Below are 20471 nucleotides of genomic sequence, written 5' to 3'. Positions count from 1 at the left end.
TGCCCAGCGGCGTTTCGAACGGCTCGTAATGCTCCGGGAACGGCCCTTCGGCCATCTTGTCCAGCGCAAACAGGCGTCCCAGCCCTTCAGCCTGCATGATGAAGGGGGCCATGGGGCTGCCTGGCGGTTCGTCTGCCTTGAAGTCCGGCACGTCCACACCCACCCACTTCTCGCCGTTCCACTTGATCAGCGTGCGTTTCTTGTCCCATGGCGTGCCATCGGGTTTGCAGGAGGCGCGGTTGTACAGGATGCGGCGGTTGGCCGGCCACGCCCAGGCCCAGCCCAGGGTATTGCCAAGGCCGGACGGGTCGCTGTTGTCGCGCCGTGCCATCTGGTTGCCGGCCTGGGTCCAGCTGCCTGCAAAAATCCAGCACCCGGACGCGGTGCTGCCATCGGCTTGCAGCAGGGCAAAACCGGGCAACAGCTCACCCTTCTTCGCCAGGAACTGGCCGGGGTTTTTCGGGTCGGGCAGATCAGCCAGCGCCTTGCCGTTCAGCTCCTTGGCCAGCTCTTCCGGCTTGGGCTCGTGCGGGTCGCCATAAGCCCAGGACAGGCTGTTGATGGCATCCGGGAACTTGCCGCCATCCTTGGCATACATGGCTTTGAGCTTGAGGAAGATACCGGCCAGGATTTGCGGGTCGGTCATGGATTCGCCTGGGCCTTCCGCGCCTTTCCAGTGCCATTGCAGCCAGCGGCCGGAATTGACGATGGAGCCGTCTTCCTCGGCAAAACAGGTGGTGGGCAGGCGGAATACTTCGGTCTGGATCCTGGCCGGATCGACATCGTTCTGCTCGCCGTGGTTCTGCCAGAAGGTGGAGGTTTCCGTCACCAGCGGGTCCATGATCACCAGGAACTTCAGTCGCGACAGCGAAGCCACGATCTTGTTCTTGTTGGGGAAGGACGCCACCGGGTTGAAGCCCTGGCAGAAGTAGCCATTCACCTTGCCCTGGTGCATCAGCTCGAAGTACTGCAGCACGTCGTAGCCCTTGTCCCACTTGGGTAGCCAGTCATACCCCCAGTTGTTGTCCGCCGTGGCCTTGTCGCCCCACATTGCCTTCATGAAGGAGATGAAGAACTTGGGGTAGTTCTGCCAGTAGTTCATCTGGCCGTCTGCCAGCGGCTTGCTGGTGTACTTGGCCAGATAACTGTCCAGCGTCGGCTCTTTTTCCGACGGCATGGTCATGTAGCCCGGCAGGCTGGTGGACAGCAGGCCCAGGTCGGTCAGCCCCTGGATATTGGAATGCCCGCGCAGTGCATTGATGCCGCCACCGGCCATACCCATATTGCCCAGCAACAGCTGGATCATCGCCATGGTGCGGATGTTCTGCGCACCAATCGAATGCTGGGTCCAGCCCAGGGCGTACAGGAAAGAGGTGGTCTTGTCCGGTGCGCTGGTTTCTGCCAGATGCTCGCAAATGGCCTGGAAGGCTTCCTTGGGCGTGCCACAGATATTGGCCACCACGTCGGCGGTATAGCGGGACACATGCTGTTTGAGCAGGTTGATCACGCAACGCGGGTCACTCAGCGTGTCGTCGCGTTTGGCCATGCCCTTCTCATCCAGCTGGTAGGCCCAGGTGGATTTGTCGTACTTGCGTTTTTCCGCGTCGTAGCCGCTGAACAGGCCGTCTTCAAACTTGAAGTCCGGGTGTACCAGCAGTGCCGCATTGGTGTAGGCGAGCGTGTATTCCTTGTTGTATTTGCCGGTTTCCAGCAAATAGCGGATCACGCCGGACAACAGGGTAATGTCCGTGCCGGTGCGGATGGGCGCGTAGAAGTCTGCCACCGAGGCAGTACGGGTAAAGCGCGGGTCGATGACCAGCAGCTTGGCCTTGTTGCGGGTCTTGGCCTCAATGGCCCAGCGGAAGCCAACCGGGTGTGCTTCGGCGGCATTGCCACCCATCACCACGATCAGATTGGCGTTCTTGATGTCGACCCAATGGTTTGTCATGGCACCGCGACCAAATGTTGGGGCAAGACTTGCCACCGTTGGTCCGTGTCATACACGCGCCTGATTGTCGACAGCCAGCATGCCCAGGCTGCGAGTGAATTTGTGGGTCAGCCAGCCAGCCTCGTTGCTGGAGGCAGAGGCCGCCAGAAAACCGGTGGACAGCCAGCGGTTTACCGTCACGCCATCGGCGTTCTTTTCGGTGAAGTTGGCATCGCGGTCCTGCTTGATGTGTTTGGCGATGCGCGAGAATGCCTCATCCCAGCTGATGCGCTTCCATTCATTGCTGCCTGCTTCGCGCACTTCCGGGTGCTTCAGGCGGTTGGGGCTGTGGATGAAATCCACCAGGCCAGCGCCTTTGGGGCAGAGCGCACCACGGTTGACCGGATGATCCGGGTCGCCTTCGATATGGAAAATTTCGGACTTGGCGTTCTTGGCGCCATCGCCCAGGCCGTACATGAGAATGCCACAGCCTACCGAGCAGTAAGGACAGGTATTGCGTGTTTCACTGGCGCGCAGCAGCTTGTAGCTGCGCACATCAGCCATTGCCGTTGCCGGCAGCAGCCCCAGGGTTGCAATGGTCGAACCTGTCATACCCCCGGCACACAGTTTGAAAAACTGTCGCCGATTGACCTGCATGAAGGGACTCCTTGTTGAACAAGAAAGAAATGATGGGCTCCGGGATGTCATCCGGCCAGTCCAGCCCCAAGATACTCACGACAATAAGGACTGGCCTGACCCATCAGACGGTTGTAGCCTTAACGCATTATCGTCAGCAAAATGCTTAAGCTCAAATAGCCGATGTCAATTCAACTATTGAAAATCTCAATCAGATGAGCACAGAACCCGATTCGTCGTTTCCGCTGCATCAGCATGTCCAGCGTTGGCAATGGCGGGATGACAAGGCATTGCAGGCGAGTGAGGACGTATTGGCCTGCGAAGTTCCGGCGGCGCTGGTCTACAACGGGCTGGCCCATGTGGTGATGATGGTCAGCCCGCAGCAGCTGGAGCAGTTTGCCCGTGGTTTCACCCTGGCCGAAGGTATTGCCCGCACGGTGGCCGACATTTACGACATCGAAGTGCGTGAAGCGGCCAGCGGGATTGAAATTCATGTCGAGCTGGCCAGCGCCTGCTTTGCCGCACTCAAGGAAAGGCGCCGTCAACTGGCTGGACGCACCGGCTGTGGCCTGTGTGGGGTGGAGCAACTGGCCGAAGTATTCCGCCCTTTGCCCGTACTGCCGTACAGCGTACGCCTGGCTTTGCCGGCCTTGAATCAGGCGCTGGAAAGCCTGCCGGTGCGGCAGGTGTTGTCGCAGGCTACCGGCTGCGCGCATGCGGCGGCCTGGCTGACGCTTGATGGACAGTTATTGCAAGTGTGCGAGGACGTGGGGAGGCACGTGGCGCTGGACAAGCTGATTGGCTGCCGCTCGCTAGGCAACTGGGGCGCTGGTGTGGCGCTGGTGACCAGCCGTGCCAGTTATGAAATGGTGCAGAAATCGGCTGCTGCCGGGATTGAAATCCTGGTGGCGGTGGCAGCCCCCACCGCGCTGGCCGTACAAATGGCCGAGCAATACGGGCTTACCTTGTTGGGTTTTGCCCGCCCAGGCCGGGTGAATGTCTACACCCACCCGCAGCGCCTGTTGACCGAAGCTGTCTGAGCGGCCGCGGCCCATGGGCTGAAGCGCTGCAAGTGATGCTCCGGCTGTATTCATTCCCAATAATCCGGCCGGGCAAGGGACTGCTTTTGTTGCATTGCGCAAAGGCGGATGGGCATTGTCGAACAATGGCCTTGCTTTTGTGGCAAAGATCGGGTCAGAATCGAAGTCCGACATATCAACCTTTCTATATAAGAAGCAAGCATGGCACTCATCGTACAAAAGTACGGCGGTACCTCGATGGGCTCTCCGGAGCGCATCAAGAACGTGGCCCGCCGTGTCGCCAAATGGAAAGCGCAGGGACATGATGTCGTGGTGGTGGTATCTGCCATGAGTGGCGAAACCAACCGACTGATTGCCCTTGCCAAAGAGATCCAGGCTTATCCGGACCCGCGCGAGCTGGACGTGATCATTTCCACCGGCGAGCAAGTCACCATCGGCCTGTTGGCCATGGCGCTGAAGGAAATCGGCGTCGACGCCAAGAGCTACTGTGGCTGGCAGGTTCGTGTCACCACGGACGACTCCCACACCAAAGCCCGTATTCAATCCATCGACGAAGCCGCCATGCGGACAGACCTCTCTGCCGGTTCGGTAGTGGTGGTGGCCGGCTTCCAGGGTGTGGATGAAAACGGCAACATCACCACGCTGGGCCGTGGTGGTTCCGATACTTCCGCTGTGGCACTGGCTGCCGCACTCAATGCGGATGAATGTCAGATCTACACCGACGTGGATGGTGTCTACACCACCGATCCGCGCGTGGTGCCGGAAGCCCGCCGTCTGAAGACCATTACCTTCGAGGAAATGCTGGAAATGGCTTCCTTGGGTTCCAAGGTATTGCAGATCCGTTCGGTAGAGTTCGCAGGGAAATACAAGGTACGTCTGCGCGTCCTGTCCAGCTTCGAGGATGAAGGGGAAGGCACGCTGATTACGTTCGAGGAAGATGAAAACATGGAAAAGGCCGTCGTTGCAGGCATCGCATTTGACCGTAATGAAGCACGCATCAATGTAAAAGGCGTGCCGGACAAGCCGGGTATCGCTTACCAGATTCTCGGCCCCATCGCCGATGCCAACATCGAAGTCGACATGATCATCCAGAACGTGGGCGAGAACGGTACCACCGACTTCTCCTTCACCGTACCGCGTGGCGAGTTCCACCGCGCCATGGATATCCTGCGCGAAGTGCAAACCCACATTGGCGCTGCCAAGATTGATGCGGACGAGAAGGTTGCCAAGATCTCCATCGTCGGCGTGGGCATGCGTTCGCACTGTGGTGTGGCTTCCACCATGTTCCGCACCCTGGCAGAAGAGGGCATCAACATCCAGATGATCTCCACTTCCGAAATCAAGGTGTCTGTACTGGTGGATGAGAAATACCTGGAGCTGGGCGTGCGCGTGTTGCACAAGGTATTCGGGCTGGATCAGCCGGCGTAATTTTTTACGCAAATGCTTGACAGGGGGCGCCACCTTGCTTAATATGGCGCTCTCTGAACGGAGAAATGGCCGAGTGGTCGAAGGCACTTCCCTGCTAAGGAAGCATACGGGCTTAAACCTGTATCGAGGGTTCGAATCCCTCTTTCTCCGCCAGAATCTGCACCCGTAGCTCAGTTGGATAGAGTATTTGGCTACGAACCAAAGGGTCGGGCGTTCGAATCGCTCCGGGTGCACCAAAGTCCCTATAGTTTAGCGGTTAGAACACCGCCCTTTCACGGCGGTAGCCGGGGTTCGATTCCCCGTGGGGACGCCAGGATTCAAGATAAAGCCCAGTCGCAAGACTGGGCTTTTTCGTTTTTATCCGGTTTCCTCTTGCAATGCACATCATCCATGATGAGCCCGGCATCGCCACAAGCAGGCCGTCCCCAGCCTGCTTGCCCTATCGTTTTACGGTCTGTCTATTGCCTTGCCATGCAGGCCTGATAGCGCCCATTCACCTTGTCGGCAAACCATTGTGTGGTCAGCTTGCGGCTGATCTTCGGGCTGTGCAGGTCGATCTGCGGCATGCGTTCGCGTGCCAGCGGCTTTCCCGCTTTGCTGTCTGCCAGCGCAAAAACCTTGCGATACAGCTCGGTTTGCGCCAGGGCGCTGTTTTTCTCCTGCTGCAAATCCCTTTCAATGGCGCTCTGGCTCATGTCCAGGCGGCTGCGCAGGCTGAGCAAGGCCTGGTATGTGCTGCCAGTGGCCTGCTTGCCGGTATAACTGAGCAAATCACCATCCAGCGCCAGCTTGCGTCCGGTCAATTGGCTGACCGCTGCCTGCAGCGCCGCATTGCGGCTGCTGTAGCGCCCGGCATTGAAGTCGGCAAAACGGTAGATCATGTCCTGATAAGGTGCCGGGTATTGCAGCAGGATGGCGCTGCCGAAATAAATACCGCCACGGCGGGTGAACACATCATTGCGGATGCTGTTGCCGCTTTGGTAAGGGTAGGGCCAGATTTTGACGTGCGCCTCGGCAAACTCCACGCTCACCTGCATTGGCCCACCGGTGCGAATGGGGTTTTTCATATTCATTGGCAAGCCCAGCTTGCTGGCTTCGGCGGACATGTCCTCGAACAGCAGGTTCATTTCCCGTTCGGTACGCAAATTGTCGATGCGTGCCTTGTAGCTTTTGCCATTGGGCGATGTCTTGAGCAGCGCTGCCTTTACCACCGGCAATGGCACCAGGTATTTGTTGGCGCGTTCGCCAATCTTTTCCCAGACAATGGCTGGCAGATTGGGGACTGTCGGGTCCGCCTGCCAGCTGGATTCTTGCTCGATAACGGCGGCCACCGCACAGAAGTTATCGGCACGATACGGTATTTTCAACGCAGTAAAGGCAGTAACGATATCGTTGTTCCAGCCTTGGCGATCGCTGATGCGTGGTGGCAGCAGGCGGTCCAGCAAGGCCCGGCCTTGCGCTTCATTCAGCACCGGTTGTTTGCTGGTGCTGACCGGTGGCTGAGGAACCGGTACGACCGGAGGCGGTGCAATTGGCGTAGCAGTAGTGGAGTTGCTGGCTGCCGGGGTGTTTGCCGGGGCTGGTGTGGTGCTGATCTGTGGCGGTGCGACGGTAGTACATGCACTCAGGCTGCCCAGCAACAGGTAGAGGGGAAGATGACGGCTCATGCGCTTTGTTGTTCCAGAATCCCAAGCCGTGATCTTGGCGCATTGTGCGGTTTGGGGCAATCCGGGATAAAACGCGCTGGGGCTGCCCATGTGCAGCAGCATTATCTACAATGCATGACTCACGCCAGCGAGCTGGTCAAATCCGGAGATGCCAATGTTATACCTCTATACCCCGCAGGACATGGCGCGTTATCAGCATGCCTTGCAACAGGCCCTGCCACAGCAGGAGGTGAGGTGTTGGCCGGAAGAGGTGGCTGCCGGGCTGGTGAAATATGCGGTGGTGTGGAACCCGCCAGCCGGTTTTTTCAAGGACATGGTAAATCTGCAGGCCGTGTTTGTGCTGGGAGCAGGGGTAGACCGCATCCTGAAGCGTGATGATCTGGACCGGACAGTGCCGATTGTGCGGCTGACCGATGCCGGTATGGCGCAGCAAATGCTGGAGTACGTGTTGTACGGTGTGCTGCATGTACAGCGGCAGATGGGGCAATACCGCCGCCAGCAGGCGCTGCGACAGTGGCAAGCGCTTACTGCGCCATCGGCGGGGCAAACCCGCATCGGTGTGCTTGGCCTGGGCGAGATTGGTGGCTGGGTGGCACAGTCGCTGGCCGCCATGGGCTATGCGGTGGCTGGCTGGAGCCGTGCTGGCCGGCAATTGCCAGGCGTGCAGGACTACATCGGCCAAGCTGCACTACCGGATTTGCTGGCGCGCAGCGATATCCTGGTGAATCTGCTGCCTGCCACACCACAGACTCGTGGCCTGCTCAATGGACGCTTGTTGTCGCACTTGCCGTCCGGTGCGGCAATCATCAATGCCGGTCGGGGCGAGCAGGTGGATGAAGCGGCCTTGCTGGGCCTGCTCGATAGCGGGCATCTGCGCTTTGCCATGCTGGATGTGTTCGAGGTGGAGCCACTGGAAAGCGTGCATCCCTTGTGGAGTCACCCCTCGGTGCTGTTGACCCCGCACATTGCTGCCATGACCCTGGTGGAGCCTGCGGTGGAGCAGATTGCCGCCAATGTGCAGGCCATCAGTCAGGGGCTGTTGCCGCAAGGCCTGGTGGAGCGCGAGCGGGGCTATTGAGCGGGGAGCGCGCTCAGCGGGTCGATGGCCTGCCCCTGACGGCGCAACTCGAAATGCAGCATGTCGCGATTGCTGCCGGTATGGCCCACGGTGGCAATCTGCTGGCCAGCCTGTACGGTTTGGCCTTCCTTCACCAGCAAGGTCTGGTTGTGGGCATAGGCGGTCAGGTAGTCATTGCCGTGCTTGATGATGAGCAGATTACCGTAAGCACGGATGCCCTTGCCGGCATAGGCCACCGTACCGCTGGCTGCCGCCCGTACCGGGTCGCCCGCCTTGCCGGCAATATCGATACCCTTGTTGCTGTTGCCGTTGAACTTGCCAAGCAAGGCACCACGAATGGGCCATTGCAGGCTGATGCCAGGTGCAGCCGGGCGAGTGGCAGGGGGTGGTGTGGTTTTGACCGTGGCAGCAGGAGTAGTCGTCTTGGCCGGAGCGGTGCTTGCCGGGCTGACGCGCAACAACTGTCCGGCCGTGATGCTGGACGGGTCTGCCAGTTTGTTCCACGCCACCAGTGCGTTCACGCTTTGATGATGATTGAGCGCAATGCGGTACAAGGTATCCCCGGGGCGTACCCGGTAATACCCTGCCGGGGCGGGCGAGGTGTCGGGCAGGGTGCTGCAGGCTGCCAGCAGCAGGAAGGACAGGCAAACGAGGTAGCGCATGCCTGGCATTTTAACATTTCCCTGACTGCCTGCATGAGGCAGGCTGGCGCAGCGGGCAGTGGTCTTCTAAGCTGAAAGCCCGGGTGTGGTTCTGCAAGGAGTGTCGCATGGCTGATCAACCGTTTTCACCGCAGAGTTTTCCCTATGCAGTTGAAGTGGAGGCCGGCAAGCATTATTGGTGGTGCGCTTGCGGGCAGAGTGAAAAGCAGCCGTTTTGTGATGGCAGTCATGCCGGCTCCTGTTTCAGTCCGGTCGAGTATGTGGCGGACAAGAGCGGCCTGGTGTACTTCTGTGGCTGCAAGCTGAGCGAAGGTCAGCCCTTGTGCGATGGTTCGCACAGCCAGTTGTCCTGAAGCGTTGATGCCGTAAAGAAAAACCCCGCCAAGGCGGGGTTTTTTTGTGACGGACCGATCAGCGGGTGATCGGCTTGTAGCGGATACGCTTGGGCTTGGCACCTTCTTCGCCCAGACGTTTTTTCTTGTCGGCTTCGTATTCCTGATAGTTGCCGTCGAAGAAGGTCCACTGCGATTCGCCTTCCGCCGCCAGGATGTGGGTGGCGATACGGTCGAGGAACCAGCGGTCGTGGGAGATCACGAACACGGTGCCGGCGAATTCCAGCAGTGCATCTTCCAGCGCACGCAGGGTTTCCACGTCAAGGTCGTTGGACGGTTCGTCCAGCAGCAATACGTTGCCGCCCTTGAGCAGGGTCTTGGCAAGATGCAGACGGCCACGCTCACCACCGGACAGCATGCCTACCTTCTTCTGCTGGTCGGCACCCTTGAAGTTGAAGCGACCCAGATAGGCGCGGCTGGACATTTCAAAGCGGCCCACGGTCAGCAGATCGGCACCGCCGGATACGTCGTCAAATACGGTCTTGTCGTCTTCCAGGCCTTCGCGGCTCTGTTCGACAAAGGCCATTTGCACGGTCTGGCCGATTTTCACCGTACCGCTGTCCGGCTGTTCCTTGCCGGCAATCATCTTGAACAGGGTGGATTTACCGGCACCGTTGGGGCCGATGATGCCGACGATGGCACCAGCCGGTGCCTTGAACGACAGGTTGTCGATCAGCAGGCGGTCGCCAAAGCCTTTGGACACCCCGTCGAATTCGATGACTTCATTCCCCAGACGCTCGGCCACCGGGATGAAGATTTCCTGGGTTTCGTTACGCTTCTGGGTTTCGTAGCTGGACAGTTCTTCAAAGCGGGCGATACGCGCCTTGGACTTGGCCTGACGACCCTTGGGGTTCTGGCGTACCCATTCCAGTTCCTGCTTCATCGCCTTCATGCGGGCGCCTTCGCTCTTGGCTTCTTTCTCCAGGCGTTCTTCCTTCTGCTCCAGCCAGCTGGAATAGTTGCCTTTCCACGGAATGCCTTCGCCACGGTCCAGTTCCAGAATCCATTCGGCGGCGTTGTCGAGGAAGTAGCGGTCGTGGGTAACGGCCACCACGGTGCCGGGGAAGCGCACCAGGAATTGTTCCAGCCACTCTACCGATTCGGCGTCCAGGTGGTTGGTGGGTTCGTCCAGCAACAGCATGTCCGGCTTGGACAGCAGCAGCTTGCACAAGGCGACGCGGCGTTTTTCACCACCGGACAGCGGGCCGATCTTGGCGTCCCACGGCGGCAGGCGCAGCGCGTCGGCAGCCAGTTCCAGTTGCAGTTGTACATTGTCGCCGGCACCGGCAGAGATGATGGCTTCCAGCTTGGCCTGTTCTTCGGCCAGGGCGTCGAAGTCGGCATCCGGGTCGGCATAGGCGGCATACACTTCTTCCAGTCGCTTTTGCGCACCCATCACGTCGCCCATGCCGCTTTCCACTTCTTCGCGCACGGTCTTCTCCGGGTCCAGCTGCGGCTCCTGCGGCAGATAGCCGATTTTCACGCCAGGCAGATGCTGTACTTCGCCGTCGTATTCCTTGTCCACATTGGCCATGACGCGCAGCACGGTGGATTTGCCGGAACCGTTCAGGCCCAGCAGGCCGATCTTGGCACCGGGGAAGAAGGACAGGGAGATGTCCTTGATGATCTGGCGCTTGGGCGGCACCACTTTGCTCACGCGGAGCATGGACATTACGTATTGAGCCATGAGGGACCCTGCTGAAGATAATCGTTAAGCGGTAGATTCTACCAAAAGCGGGCCGGCTGCGCTGTGCTGCCAGTGACTGCCCTTACCAGAACCAGGCGAACAGGGCAGTGGCCAGCATGGCAAAGGCGCAGCCAATCTTGGCTACCGTGCCGATCAGGAAACCGGCCAGTGTGCCCAGGCCCACACGCCCGGCCTGCCAGGCATCACGCCGGGCCACTAACTCGCCAATGGCGGCGCCCAGCAGTGGCCCCAGAATGACACCGAGCAGTCCCAGCGGCAGGCCGACAATGCTGCCGATAAAAGCTCCCCACAATGCCTGCTTGCTGGCACCAGTCAGTTTGGCCCCGAGCAAGCCGGCGACAAAGTCGATCAGCAAGCCCAATACAGTCAGCAGTGCCATGATGAGCAGGGCGCTGCTGCCCAGATGGGCGAAATGATCGGCCCAGGCCAGCAGCAGAAAGCCACCCAGCATCAGCGGCAGGCCGGGCAGGGCGGGAAACAGGGTGCCGGCCATGCCCAGTACGATTAGCAGGACAGCAAGCAGGGTAAACAGGATTTCCACAGACATTCCTTGATAAGGTGGCTGCCATAAGAAAACGGCCAGTGGGTGGAAGTTCCACCGACCGGCCGCGGGCATGCAGACAAGAAACACCTGTCAGCGCGCGTATTCTTCCAGCAGCAGGTTCTGGGCGCAGCGTTCCTTGCCGCGGCTTGGGCGACGTTTGTAGCTGCCGTCTGCCTGCATGTCCCAGGCGTTGACGTTGTCTTCCAGATACAGGCGCAGTGCTTCCTTGATCACCCGGCGTTTGACCTTGGGGTCCAGAATCGGCACGCAGGTTTCTATGCGGCGGAACAGGTTGCGACCCATCCAGTCGGCACTGGCGATGTACAGGTTTTCCTGCTTGTCGTTGTAGAAGTAGTAGACACGCGGATGTTCCAGGAAGCGGCCTACCACCGAACGCACGGTGATGTTGTCCGACAGCCCCGGTACACCGGGGCGCAGCGCGCAGACGCCACGCACGATCAGCTGGATCTTCACCCCGGCCTGGCTGGCGCGGTACAGGGCATGAATCACCTGTGGTTCCAGCAGCGCGTTCATCTTGGCGATGATCTGTGCCGGACGGCCTTGCTGCGCGTGCTCGATTTCACGTTCGATCGAGTCGATCAGCAGGCTGTGCAGGGTGAACGGACTCTGGTGCAGCTGCTTGAGCTGGCTGGCGCGGCCCAGACCGGTGAGCTGCACGAAGATGTCATTCACATCGCTGGCGATTTCTTCGTTGCAGGTGAGCAGGCCAAGGTCGGTATAGAAACGGGCGGTGCGCGGGTGATAGTTGCCGGTGCCCAGATGCACGTAGCGGCGCAGGCGCTTGTCCTCGCGACGGATCACCATCAGCATCTTGGCGTGCACCTTGTAGCCGAACACGCCATACACCACGTGCGCACCAGCATCTTCCAGATGGCTGGCCCAGCTGATGTTGGCTTCTTCGTCAAAGCGCGCCATCAGTTCCAGCACCACTGTCACCTGCTTGCCGGCGCGGGCGGCAGCAATCAGCGATTCCATCAGCACCGAGTCGGTACCGGTGCGGTATACCGTCATCTTGATGGCGACCACCTGCGGGTCGGTCGCGGCCAGGTTCAGCATGTCAATCACAGGCTGGAAGCTCTGGAAGGGGTGGTGCAGCAGGATGTCACCCTTGCGGATGGCGTCGAACAGCGGCACTTTCTTGCTCAGCTGGTCTGGCAGCGAGGGCACGAAGGGCGGGAATTTCAGGTCCGGCCGGTCAACCAGGTCCGGCACCTGCATCAGGCGTACCAGGTTCACCGGGCCGTTGACGCGGTATACGTCCGGCTTCTTCAGATTGAACTGGGTCAGCAGGAATTCTTCCATGTGCGGTGGGCAGGTGTCGGCAATTTCCAGCCGCACCGCATCACCAAACTGGCGCTGACTCAATTCACCCTGCAAGGCCGTACGCAGGTTTTTCAGGTCTTCGTCTTCCACCGTCAGTTCGCTGTCGCGGGTGACGCGGAACTGGTAACAGCCCTTGACCGTCATGCCCAGGAACAGCTCGTGCACATGCGAGTGCAGGATGGAGGACAGGAAAACAAAGGTATGCGGGTGGCCGCTGCACACTTCCGGCGGCACCTTGATCACGCGTGGCAGAATGCGTGGGGCCTGCACGATGGCGATGTCCGACTGACGGCCAAAGGCATCGCGACCTTCCAGTTCCACGGCAAAGTTGAGCGACTTGTTCAGCACCTTGGGGAAGGGGTGGGACGGGTCCAGCCCGATCGGGGTGAGGATGGGCATCAGCTCGTTGCTGAAGAAGTCGTGCACCCATTCTTGTTGCTGTTCGGTCCATTCGTTACGGCGCAGGAAGATGATGTCTTCTTCACGCAGCGCCGGGAACAGTACATCACTCATCACCGCATATTGCTGGCGTACCAGTTCGTGTGAGGCGGACGAAATCCGCGCCATGATCTGCGCCGGTGTCGACCCATCTGCCAGAATACGCCCCGGGGTGAGCTGGGCGGTATCTTTCAGCCAGGCCATGCGCACTTCGAAGAATTCGTCCAGATTGGAGGAGACGATGCACAGGTATTTCAGGCGTTCGAGCAGCGGCAGGCTTGGGTCTTCTGCTTGGGCCAGTACCCTGCGGTTGAATTCGATCAGGCCCAGTTCACGGTTAAGCAGCAACTCGTGGCTTTGTGACATACGGTTTCGCGCCAATGGTGATGAGGTGTGGAGACAAAAAAGCCCTCGCGCAGGAGGGCTTGAAACAATTACTGCTGCGGTGGCGTGTAGCCAGCCGGTGCATCGGCACCCTGACCGAAGAAGTAGGCATCCAGCTGTGCAGCCAGATACTGGCGCGCACGGGCATCCGCCAGGCTCAGACGGTTTTCGTTGATCAGCATGGTCTGATAACGCAGCCAGCCTTGCCAGGCTTCCTTGGAGACATTTTCATACACACGCTTGCCAAGCTCGCCCGGCAGGGGCGGAAAGTCCAGACCTTCAGCCTCGCGGCCCAGCTTGATGCAATTGACGTTTCTGGCCATTGCTAATCCTTGCAAAATTGAACTGAATATACTGCATTATTGTGTCACAACCATGACACCCTTCCAACCATGCCGCCGCCGGGGTGGTATGCCGGCTTACAATTCCTTGACGAAGATCTTGGAACGGCGCTGGTTGTTGTAAAAGGCCTGACGCGCCAGTGGCAGCTGGCCACGGCCTGCTTCGGCAAAACCGCGTTCAACAAACCAGTGGGCTGTCTGGGTGGTCAGTACGAACAGGGCTTTCAGGCCGCGGGTACGTGCCTGGTATTCCACGTGTTTGAGCAGGGTTTCGCCAAAGCGGCCTTCCCTGCGTTCTGGTGCCACAGCCAGGCAGGCCAGTTCGGCCATGCCGGCTTCGGGAAACACATGCATGGCCACGCAGCCGTAGATTTTGCCGTCATGTTCCAGCACCGAGTATTGGGAAATTTCCATTTCCAGATGCTCGCGGCTGCGCTTGACCAGGATGCCCTGCTCTTCCAGCGGGCGGATCAGGTTCAGGATGGGGCCGATGTCGTCCACACTGGCATTGCGCACCTTCACCAGACTGTCGCGGGCAATCATGGTGCCGGTGCCACCATTGGTGAACAGTTCGGCCAGTAGCGAACCATCTTCGTGATGGCTGACCAGATGGGCACGCGGGATGCCATCGCGGGTGGCCTTGATGGCATAGGGCAGGTAGGCGGTGACGTCGCGTTGCAGATGGCCTGCCTGCAACAGGTCTTCCGCCTGCTGCGCGGTGAGCGAGCTGACATGCTGGCCCAGCTCATTGGTGACACCACGTCCTTCAATCACGAAGATCAGCTTTTCGGCTTTGAGGGCCGATGCCAGCTGGGCGGCCATTTCTTCCATGGTGAGGTTGAAGGCTTCGCCGGTCACCGAGTAGCCTACCGGCGAGAGTAACACCAATTCACCAGCAGCCAGCCGGGTATTGATGGCTTCCACGTCGATGCGTCTTACCTGGCCTGTGTATTGCATGTCCACGCCGTCCAGCACGCCTAGCGGCTGGGCAGTGATGAAATTGCCGCCGGCCACGCGCAGGTGGGCACCGAACATGGGCGAATTGGGCATGCCCATCGACAGCTGAGCCTCAATGCCGTAGCGGGTTGCCCCGCTGGCTTGCTTGACGATTTCCATGGTGCTGGCATCGGTCACTCGTCGGTCGCGGTGAAACAGCCGGTTCAGGCCGAAGCGCTTGAGCAAGGCTTCGATCTGGGGTCGGATGCCATGTACCAGCACCACGCGCACGCCCAGGCTCACCAACAGGTTGATATCCTGCGACAGATTGTGAAAACCGCCTTCCATCACGGCTTCGCCACTGACTGCCAGCACGAAGGTTTTCCCGCGGAAGGTGTTGATGTAGGGGGCGGCTTCACGGAAGGAGAGGACAAATTCCCGGTTCAGCATTGTTGGATTGGCTCCCGCCAGATAAATTACGTCAGAAACGACAAGCCTAGCAGGAATAGAAAGGGATGGGCAGCGCTTTCGCCGCTTGTTGCGGGGTGGCCGGAAATGAAAACAGCCACCCCATCAACTGACAGGGTGGCTGCAAGAACAAGGATCAATTACCTTGTTTGATCAGGATTTGCTGTACTTTCAGGATGTTCAGGCCCTGGGACAGCTGGTAGTCCTTTTGTGGGTTTGGCTCACGCGGATTATCCGGGCTGGCGTTTTTGTCATCCTGCGGCTTGGGCGCTTCCTGTTTGATCACAGGAGGCGTCGCCGGCTTGGCTGGCTTGGCCGATTTGGACGGGGTTTCTTCGCCATTCGGATTGGCCAGATGGTTTTCCAGATCGGCCTCGCGTACGCGTAGCGCCTGGTCTGCCGCGGTGACGGTAGCGTCTTCCACCACCACATCCGGCACGATGCCCTTGGCCTGGATGGAGCGGCCGCTAGGGGTGAAGTAGCGGGCGGTGGTCAGCTTGATGCCACCGGCGCTGCCCAGCGGCAGGATGGATTGCACCGAGCCCTTGCCAAAGGTCTGGGTACCCACCAGTACCGCACGCTTGTGGTCTTGCAGGGCACCGGCAACAATCTCGGATGCCGAGGCCGAGCCACCATTCACCAATACCACCAGTGGCACCTTGTGGGTTTCCTGCGGCAGTACCGACAGCGGGTCCGGCATGCCGGGGCGGCCATAGTTCTGTGCGGAAGCCGTCAGTTTCATCTTGGCGTCAGCAGTACGGCCTTCGGTATACACCACCAGCGCATCCTTGGGCAGGAAGGCGGCGGATACGCCGACGGCGCTGGTCAGCAAGCCACCCGGGTCGTCACGCAGGTCCAGCACCAGGCCCTTGAGCGGCTGCTTGTTCTGCTTGGTCATGCTGGCAATGGCTTCGGCCAGGTTTTCCGTGGTGTGCTCCTGGAACTGGGTGATGCGCACATAGCCATAACCCGGTTCCAGCAATTTGGATTTCACGCTCTTGGTCTTGATGATGGCGCGGGTGATGGCAAATACCAGCGGTTTGGTTTCGTTCTTGCGGGCAATGGTGAGCGTGACCTTGCTGCCCGGCTTGCCGCGCATGCGCTTGACCGCGTCATTCAACGACAGGCCACGTACCGGCGTGTCGTCAATCTTGATGATGAGGTCACCGCTCTTGATGCCGGCCTTCTGTGCCGGGGTATCTTCAATTGGCGACACCACCTTCACCAGGCCGTCTTCGGCGCCGATCTCGATGCCCAGGCCGCCAAATTCACCCTGGGTACCTTCGCGCAGTTCCTTGAAGGCTTCCGCATCCATGTAGTCGGAGTGGGGGTCCAGTCCGCTGAGCATGCCCTTGATGGCTTCGGTAATCAGCTTCTTGTCATCGACCGGGTCGACATAATCCTGCTTGATACGGCCAAACACTTCGGCAAAGGTACGCAATTCATTCAGTGGGAGCGTGGTGGGCTCCTTGCCGGCAAAAGCCTGCACGCTGAGGGTGAGGGCGCCGCCTGCCAGTGCGCCGGCAGCAAGCCAGGCAATTTTTTTCATGCGATGACTAGTCATATTGTGTGTTGGTCTCCGATACCGCGGGGCTTAACGTACCCAGGTTTGCGGGTTGAGAGGTTGTCCCATATGCCGGATTTCAAAGTACAGGCCGGATTCGCCGCTGTCCAGTGCGCCAGTGTTGCCGAGTGTTTCGCCGGCCTTGACCGTGCTGCCCACACTCTTGCCGATGGCAGAGAGGCCGGTGTACACCGTCAGGTAATTGCCACCGTGATCCACAATCACGGCGTTACCGAATCCGCGTAGCGCATCAGCATACACTACGTTGCCATCGGCGACTGCATGAACCGGCTGGCCCGGTGCCGTCTTGATGAATACACCTTTCCACGATGTACCTTCACTGCGCGCGCTGCCAAAGCGGCCTGCAAGCTGGCCGGACACCGGCATCTTCATGCGGCCTTGCAGGCTGGCAAAGGCTTTGCCGGATGCACTGCCGTCGGCCACTTCCGCCACCGGTTTTTCAACCGGCACCGGCACCGATTTTTTGGCCACTTCCGGTACCGGCTTGCCTTGTTTGCGGGCGTTTTCGGCCAGTTTGCGGCGACGCTCGTTTTCCTTTTTCGCTGCCAGCGCAGCAGCCTGACGGGCCTTGCGTTCTTCTGCCGCCTTGCGAATGGCTTCCTGGCGGCGGCGTTCGATTTCCTGATTGATCTGGGCAATCAGGTTGGTCAGCCGTTTTTCGTCTTCCTGCAGCTTGCCCAGTCGGCTTTGTCCGGCCTGGATTTCGCCGGATATCTTGTTCAATTGGGCAAGCTTGTTGGTCTTGCTGTTGAGCAGGGCGTTCTTTTCCCGGCTTTTGTGGTTGGACAGCGCATCCAGCCGCGCCAATTCCTGTTCCAGCTGATAGGTCAGCGCTTCCAGCTCATGCTGATGGCTGATCAGCTGCGTCACCATTTGCTGCTGCGCCTTGGCGATGTGCTGGTAATACACCATGTCGCGCGAGGTCTGATTCGGGTCGTCGGCATTGAGCATCAGTTTCATCGCGTCGTGATCGCCGCTCTTGTACTGTCTTGCCAGCATTTGCGCCACGCGCTGGCGTGTTTCTGCCAGTTTGTGGGCGGTGGTTTGGACTTGCTGACGCAAGTCGGCCAGTTGCTGTGCCGAGTTGTTCTGCTTGTTTTCCAGCTTGGCAATCACCTGGTTGGTTTGGGCGATGGCCTGTTCCGACTCCTGAATGGCGGACTTGGCTTCCTGCTGCACAGCCTGCTTCTGCGCCAGGTCTTTTTTCAGGTTATCGATTTCCTTGCGGACCGATTGCAGGTTCTGTTGTTGTGGCGCAGTGGATAGGGGGAGAGAGGCAGAGGAGGGGGCGGCCTGGGCCGCGCCAGCCAGCAGGGCTAGCAGCAATATCGGTTTCATTCCATTTTCGCTTCGGATTACACCTGTTGCCAGCATGATAACAGGGCGGCGCAGACAAGGCAGCCGCATTGCCGGCCTGCATGGCAGGCCGGCCTGTGGTCTTACTCGAAGTCGATCAGCGAGCGGCCAGTCATTTCTGCAGGCTGCGGCAAGCCCATCATGGCCAGCAGCGACGGTGCGATGTCGCGCAGCGCGCCGCCTTCCTTGATGTGTGCCTTGCGACCGACATACAGGAAGGGCACCTTGTCGAGTGTGTGCTGGGTATGCGGCTGATGGTGTGCGGCATCGTACATCTGCTCGCAATTACCGTGATCCGCCGTGATCAATACTTCGCCACCAGCGGCCTGCATGGCTTCCACGCAACGCTTGACGCAAGCGTCCAGCGTTTCCACTGCCTTGACCGCAGCATCAAACTTGCCGGTATGGCCCACCATGTCGCCATTTGCATAGTTGCAAATGATGGCCTGGTACTTGCCGGAGGCAATGGCTTCGACGATATGGTCGGTAACTTGCGGGGCATTCATTTCCGGCTGCAAGTCGTAGGTGGCCACCTTGGGGGAGGGCACCAGGATGCGGTCTTCGCCGGGGTAAACCTGCTCTTCGCCGCCATTGAAGAAGTAGGTGACGTGCGGATACTTTTCGGTTTCTGCAATGCGCAGCTGCTTCAGGCCCAGGCTGGCGAGGTATTCGCCAAAACCATTGCTGATTTTCTGCGGGGCATAGGCCACCGGGTTGCTGTAGGCCTCGCCATACGACGTGAGCGTGACGAACTGCCCCAGTTTAGGCTGACGCGCACTGAAGCCACTGAAGGCAGGGTCGGTGAGGGCTGTGGTGAGCTGGCGCGCACGGTCGGCGCGGAAGTTCATGAAGATGGCAACATCACCATCCTGCATCTTGACCGGGGCGCCAATACTGGTTGCCGCAACGAATTCGTCGTTTTCATCACGGGTATAGGCCGCAGCCAGCGCTTGCAGGCCGCTGTCCGCATGGTGGAGGCCTTCGCCTTCCACCAGCAGGCGGTAAGCCGGCTCCACGCGTTCCCAGCGCTTGTCGCGGTCCATGGCCCAGTAGCGGCCGGTGACGGAAACCAGACGGGCTGCAGGGCAGCCGGCCAGCACTTCATCCAGACGCTTGAGATAGGTTTCGGCACTGCGCGGTGGGGTGTCACGGCCATCCAGGAAAGCATGCACGTAAATATGCGGCACGCCGGCAGCCTGGGCGGCACGGATCAGCGCGAAAATGTGATTTTCATGGCTATGGACGCCGCCATCGGACAACAGCCCCATGACATGCAGTGCCGAGTCTTTGGCTTGCTGGATGGCCTGCTGCAATACCGGGTTCTGGTCGAAGCGGTTTTCTTCGATATCGCAGTCGATGCGGCTGATGTCCTGTTGGACAATCCGACCTGCGCCGATATTCAGGTGCCCCACTTCAGAGTTGCCGAACTGCCCATTGGGCAGGCCGACGAAGCCTTCGGAGGCATCAATCACGCCGTAGGGATACTGCTGTTTCAGGGCGTCCCAGGTGGGGGTGTTTGCATGCAGGATGGCATTGTCGTCACCTTCCAGCCGGTGTCCGAAGCCGTCGAGAATAAGGAGTAAAACGGGTGTGATAGCTGTCATGATGTCCACAATCAGAATATTAGAAATTCTTGATGGTATTGATTTTTTTAGTTAGTATTGTACCGTAGTCAAACCAATATAAATACGCATTGCAAACTACTTAGGAGCAGAGCTTGCTGTTCAACGATGACCAGATCGAACAGTCCTCGCGGGCGATGAAGGCAATGTCTCATCCCTTGCGGTTGAAGATCATTTCGGTACTGGGCGACCAGGAAGTCAGCGTGCAGGATATTGTGGAGCAGGTGGGAACCTCGCAGAGCAACATTTCCCAGCATCTGGCCATCATGCGCGACAAGGGGGTTCTCCGGACACGAAAAGATGCCAATCGGGTTTATTACCGGGTTGGAGATATCCGGACGCTGGAAGTACTGAAAATGATGCGAGAAGTATTTTGTGGCTTTGTCGACTGATCTTTCAGCCTGGCATCGTCAATGCAAAAAGGCCGCTCAGCGGCCTTTTTTGCGTCTGACGTACAGGGTTTTGTGCACCGTCGCCACCACGTCGCCAGCACTGTCCCGGATATCGACTTTCAGTTGCGGCAGGTGTTTTTCCCCAGTCGCTGTATGGCGTCGGATATCTGCGATCTGCTGATGGTCCAGATTGAAACGGGCGTGCACCACCCCTTTGCCCGGTTTGTGATATTCGATGCTGCCCGCCTTGTCCCACACCACGTAGTCCGGCCCCAGCGACTGCATCAGCATCAGCATGAAAAACGGGTCGGTCATGGCATACAGGCTGCCACCGAAATGAACGCCAACGTAATTGCGGTTGGTCAGTCCGAGTCGCAGGCGTACATCCACCTGCTGCCAGTCTGGCGCAATATGCCCCACCTTGATGCCGGCACCCAGAAAAGGTGGCCACAGGTTGATCAGTGTCTTGAGCAGGCGTGGTGAAAGTTTCATGACTTAAATTCAAACGGTTGTTTGATATTCA

At 59.2% G+C, this 20471-nt stretch carries 17 protein-coding genes and 3 tRNA genes; 8 read left to right on the top strand and 12 right to left on the bottom strand.

Features of this window, described 5'->3' with window-relative positions; translation table 11 throughout:
* A partial coding sequence (gene fdnG, locus JHD62_RS08715; RefSeq protein ID WP_199102558.1) for a formate dehydrogenase-N subunit alpha occupies window positions 1-2584 on the bottom strand: 2584 nt, incomplete at its 3' end.
* Window positions 2585-2778: 194 nt separating this feature from the next.
* On the opposite strand from fdnG, the gene fdhD reads away from it, so the two are divergent.
* The 5 genes from fdhD (at window position 2779) to JHD62_RS08690 (ending at window position 5344) form a co-directional block, all read left to right on the top strand.
* The gene (gene fdhD, locus JHD62_RS08710) at window positions 2779-3603 is read left to right on the top strand and encodes a formate dehydrogenase accessory sulfurtransferase FdhD (RefSeq protein WP_199102557.1); all 825 of its coding nucleotides are present in this window, start codon (window positions 2779-2781) and stop codon (window positions 3601-3603) included.
* Between the two features lie 201 nt (window positions 3604-3804).
* Window positions 3805-5031, top strand: a complete 1227-nt coding sequence (locus tag JHD62_RS08705) for an aspartate kinase (protein WP_045845515.1) — start codon at window positions 3805-3807, stop codon at window positions 5029-5031.
* Window positions 5032-5090: 59 nt separating this feature from the next.
* A tRNA-Ser gene (locus JHD62_RS08700) sits at window positions 5091-5184 on the top strand.
* A 6-nt stretch (window positions 5185-5190) separates the two neighbouring features.
* Window positions 5191-5267: transfer RNA gene (locus tag JHD62_RS08695), tRNA-Arg, on the top strand.
* Between the two features lie 2 nt (window positions 5268-5269).
* Window positions 5270-5344: transfer RNA gene (locus JHD62_RS08690), tRNA-Glu, on the top strand.
* 145 nt (window positions 5345-5489) lie between these two features.
* Here the strand turns inward: JHD62_RS08690 and JHD62_RS08685 are convergent.
* Window positions 5490-6698 carry a DUF1615 domain-containing protein gene (locus JHD62_RS08685; RefSeq protein ID WP_199102556.1) on the bottom strand — a complete coding sequence of 403 codons (1209 nt, stop codon included), beginning with the start codon at window positions 6696-6698 and terminating at the stop codon, window positions 5490-5492.
* A gap of 154 nt (window positions 6699-6852) precedes the next feature.
* On the opposite strand from JHD62_RS08685, the gene JHD62_RS08680 reads away from it, so the two are divergent.
* The gene (locus JHD62_RS08680; protein WP_199102555.1) at window positions 6853-7776 is read left to right on the top strand and encodes a glyoxylate/hydroxypyruvate reductase A; all 924 of its coding nucleotides are present in this window, start codon (window positions 6853-6855) and stop codon (window positions 7774-7776) included.
* Here JHD62_RS08680 and JHD62_RS08675 read toward each other — a convergent pair.
* Window positions 7770-8438, bottom strand: a complete 669-nt coding sequence (locus JHD62_RS08675) for a peptidoglycan DD-metalloendopeptidase family protein (protein ID WP_199102554.1) — start codon at window positions 8436-8438, stop codon at window positions 7770-7772. The two genes, JHD62_RS08680 and JHD62_RS08675, sit on opposite strands and share 7 nt — an antisense overlap.
* Before the next feature lie 107 nt (window positions 8439-8545).
* Between JHD62_RS08675 and JHD62_RS08670 the strand changes: the two genes are divergently transcribed.
* Window positions 8546-8791, top strand: coding sequence for a CDGSH iron-sulfur domain-containing protein (locus JHD62_RS08670; protein ID WP_045845519.1), 246 nt, complete (start codon window positions 8546-8548; stop codon window positions 8789-8791).
* A gap of 58 nt (window positions 8792-8849) precedes the next feature.
* On the opposite strand, the gene ettA is transcribed toward JHD62_RS08670, so the two are convergent.
* From ettA to gpmI, 8 genes are all read right to left on the bottom strand, one after another.
* Entirely contained in the window at window positions 8850-10517 is a 1668-nt protein-coding gene (gene ettA / locus JHD62_RS08665) for an energy-dependent translational throttle protein EttA (protein ID WP_199102553.1), read from the bottom strand.
* An 82-nt stretch (window positions 10518-10599) separates the two neighbouring features.
* Complete coding sequence (locus JHD62_RS08660; protein WP_370541045.1) at window positions 10600-11079, bottom strand: DUF456 domain-containing protein; 480 nt, start codon at window positions 11077-11079, stop codon at window positions 10600-10602.
* Between the two features lie 93 nt (window positions 11080-11172).
* The gene (ppk1, locus tag JHD62_RS08655; protein ID WP_131355606.1) at window positions 11173-13230 is read right to left on the bottom strand and encodes a polyphosphate kinase 1; all 2058 of its coding nucleotides are present in this window, start codon (window positions 13228-13230) and stop codon (window positions 11173-11175) included.
* Between the two features lie 68 nt (window positions 13231-13298).
* The gene (locus JHD62_RS08650) at window positions 13299-13571 is read right to left on the bottom strand and encodes an oxidative damage protection protein (RefSeq protein WP_045845523.1); all 273 of its coding nucleotides are present in this window, start codon (window positions 13569-13571) and stop codon (window positions 13299-13301) included.
* A 96-nt stretch (window positions 13572-13667) separates the two neighbouring features.
* Window positions 13668-14975 carry an amino-acid N-acetyltransferase gene (gene argA, locus JHD62_RS08645; RefSeq protein WP_199102551.1) on the bottom strand — a complete coding sequence of 436 codons (1308 nt, stop codon included), beginning with the start codon at window positions 14973-14975 and terminating at the stop codon, window positions 13668-13670.
* A 154-nt stretch (window positions 14976-15129) separates the two neighbouring features.
* Complete coding sequence (locus JHD62_RS08640) at window positions 15130-16542, bottom strand: S41 family peptidase (RefSeq protein ID WP_131355603.1); 1413 nt, start codon at window positions 16540-16542, stop codon at window positions 15130-15132.
* Between the two features lie 45 nt (window positions 16543-16587).
* Complete coding sequence (locus JHD62_RS08635; RefSeq protein ID WP_199102550.1) at window positions 16588-17916, bottom strand: murein hydrolase activator EnvC; 1329 nt, start codon at window positions 17914-17916, stop codon at window positions 16588-16590.
* A 101-nt stretch (window positions 17917-18017) separates the two neighbouring features.
* The gene (gene gpmI, locus JHD62_RS08630) at window positions 18018-19538 is read right to left on the bottom strand and encodes a 2,3-bisphosphoglycerate-independent phosphoglycerate mutase (RefSeq protein ID WP_199102549.1); all 1521 of its coding nucleotides are present in this window, start codon (window positions 19536-19538) and stop codon (window positions 18018-18020) included.
* A 113-nt stretch (window positions 19539-19651) separates the two neighbouring features.
* On the opposite strand from gpmI, the gene JHD62_RS08625 reads away from it, so the two are divergent.
* On the top strand, window positions 19652-19948 hold the full coding sequence (locus JHD62_RS08625) for a helix-turn-helix transcriptional regulator (protein WP_045845528.1): 297 nt from the start codon (window positions 19652-19654) through the stop codon (window positions 19946-19948).
* Window positions 19949-19984: 36 nt separating this feature from the next.
* Here JHD62_RS08625 and JHD62_RS08620 read toward each other — a convergent pair whose 3' ends face one another.
* A complete protein-coding gene (locus tag JHD62_RS08620) occupies window positions 19985-20440 on the bottom strand; it encodes a DUF4442 domain-containing protein (RefSeq protein WP_045845529.1) in 456 nt (151 codons plus the stop codon).
* Window positions 20441-20471: the final 31 nt, after the last annotated feature.

Source organism: Aquitalea sp. ASV11 (assembly GCF_016429185.1).
In the GTDB taxonomy this organism is placed as follows: Bacteria; Pseudomonadota; Gammaproteobacteria; order Burkholderiales; family Chromobacteriaceae; genus Aquitalea; species Aquitalea pelogenes.
This window is presented reverse-complemented; position numbering and strand designations above follow the sequence as displayed.

What these genes read in the sequence shown, in the direction of transcription:
- JHD62_RS08650 (WP_045845523.1), bottom strand. Translation starts at nt 13,571, where the DNA reads ATGGCCAGAAACGTCAATTGCATCAAGCTGGGCCGCGAGGCTGAAGGT.
- argA (WP_199102551.1), bottom strand. Translation starts at nt 14,975, where the DNA reads ATGCTGAACCGGGAATTTGTCCTCTCCTTCCGTGAAGCCGCCCCCTAC.
- JHD62_RS08705 (WP_045845515.1), top strand. Translation starts at nt 3,805, where the DNA reads ATGGCACTCATCGTACAAAAGTACGGCGGTACCTCGATGGGCTCTCCG.
- JHD62_RS08620 (WP_045845529.1), bottom strand. Translation starts at nt 20,440, where the DNA reads ATGAAACTTTCACCACGCCTGCTCAAGACACTGATCAACCTGTGGCCA.
- JHD62_RS08685 (WP_199102556.1), bottom strand. Translation starts at nt 6,698, where the DNA reads ATGAGCCGTCATCTTCCCCTCTACCTGTTGCTGGGCAGCCTGAGTGCA.
- JHD62_RS08680 (WP_199102555.1), top strand. Translation starts at nt 6,853, where the DNA reads ATGTTATACCTCTATACCCCGCAGGACATGGCGCGTTATCAGCATGCC.
- JHD62_RS08670 (WP_045845519.1), top strand. Translation starts at nt 8,546, where the DNA reads ATGGCTGATCAACCGTTTTCACCGCAGAGTTTTCCCTATGCAGTTGAA.
- JHD62_RS08675 (WP_199102554.1), bottom strand. Translation starts at nt 8,438, where the DNA reads ATGCGCTACCTCGTTTGCCTGTCCTTCCTGCTGCTGGCAGCCTGCAGC.
- JHD62_RS08640 (WP_131355603.1), bottom strand. Translation starts at nt 16,542, where the DNA reads ATGAAAAAAATTGCCTGGCTTGCTGCCGGCGCACTGGCAGGCGGCGCC.
- gpmI (WP_199102549.1), bottom strand. Translation starts at nt 19,538, where the DNA reads ATGACAGCTATCACACCCGTTTTACTCCTTATTCTCGACGGCTTCGGA.
- ppk1 (WP_131355606.1), bottom strand. Translation starts at nt 13,230, where the DNA reads ATGTCACAAAGCCACGAGTTGCTGCTTAACCGTGAACTGGGCCTGATC.
- fdhD (WP_199102557.1), top strand. Translation starts at nt 2,779, where the DNA reads ATGAGCACAGAACCCGATTCGTCGTTTCCGCTGCATCAGCATGTCCAG.
- JHD62_RS08635 (WP_199102550.1), bottom strand. Translation starts at nt 17,916, where the DNA reads ATGAAACCGATATTGCTGCTAGCCCTGCTGGCTGGCGCGGCCCAGGCC.
- ettA (WP_199102553.1), bottom strand. Translation starts at nt 10,517, where the DNA reads ATGGCTCAATACGTAATGTCCATGCTCCGCGTGAGCAAAGTGGTGCCG.